Source organism: Streptomyces klenkii, assembly GCF_003626645.1.
GTDB classification, from domain to species: domain Bacteria; phylum Actinomycetota; class Actinomycetes; order Streptomycetales; family Streptomycetaceae; genus Streptomyces; species Streptomyces klenkii.
Window position 1 is genome coordinate 1 of record NZ_RBAM01000209.1, and the last position, 1,032, is coordinate 1,032.

Sequence of the window (1,032 nt, forward strand, 5' to 3'; positions counted from 1 at the left end):
ACGTCCTTGTGCTTGGTTGGCCGTGGGGCGTCGTTGGCTGCGTCTCGTCGCTGGTCAGGGGCTGGTTAACGGTTGGGGGGTGCTTTGCTGGTGAGAGGTGATGGCTGCGACAGCCTGGATGGTTTGAGGCAGGTGTTCACGGCGTCCGTGGTGACGGGCGAGGGCTCTCCAGTTCTTGAGGTGGGCAATGCCGTGTTCGACGCGGATGCGTCGTGAGGAGTGTGCGGGCTTGTCTCTGGCAGTCATTCCCCTCGTACCAGGGTGGCGGGTTCTTGCGGATCTTGCGGTGCGGCTGGGTGACGATCTGTCTACCGGTCTGCCCTGCCGAGCTCCTGGTAGCCGGCATCGGCCAGGATCTCCACTCGTGACCCGGTGCCGAGGAGGCCGATGAGGCCAGACGGGCGGGCCTGGGTGTTGTCTGGGCAGCTGCCAGGCCGGGTCTCGCCGCAGAACAGCAGTCTGTCGGCGGCGTCGGTGAGAACCGTGGCCTTGACGGCGTTCTGTTTGCTCTTGCCGGAGATGAAACGGTCCCGGTCTGGGCTCCCCTGGGCAGGGAGGCGGGCCCGGATCTCCGTGGCGTTCAGGATCGCGGTTCGCCGGCTCGCGTCCAGGTGGTCGACCATGTCGGCGAGCGTGCGCAGCCGTATCCCGGGTGCGATGGTGCAGCAGCGGTCAGCCAGCAGCGGCCGCACCTCGCCGATGGCCCGGGTGATGGTGGAACGGTCCACGTCGAACCAGCAGGCCAGCATGTCGTGCGTAGTGCAGTGCCGCAGAAGGACGAGGGTGGCCGGCAGCCGGTCGACGAAGACGAGCTTGTGCCCCGCCGCCGCCGACCGCGGGCCGCAAACCTGGCTTGATGCCGCTCATGCCACAACGGACCGAGTCCAGCGATGGGTTCATCTATAACAGCCGATGATAGCCCCGTCCCCCGTTGGTTTCCTCGATCGCTGCACGCACCATGAACCCCACCACGCCAGACACAACGATCAAGAAACCGACGCCCCACGGCCAACCAAGCACAAGGTCGTCAGG

General features: G+C 66.3%; 1 protein-coding gene. It reads right to left on the reverse strand.

What is annotated here, in order from left to right; all coding sequences use genetic code 11:
* Nucleotides 1-308: 308 nt before the first annotated feature.
* Nucleotides 309-794 (reverse strand): transposase family protein, encoded by a 486-nt coding sequence (locus D7231_RS38045; RefSeq protein ID WP_338419915.1) that lies wholly within the window; start codon nucleotides 792-794, stop codon nucleotides 309-311.
* Nucleotides 795-1,032: the final 238 nt, after the last annotated feature.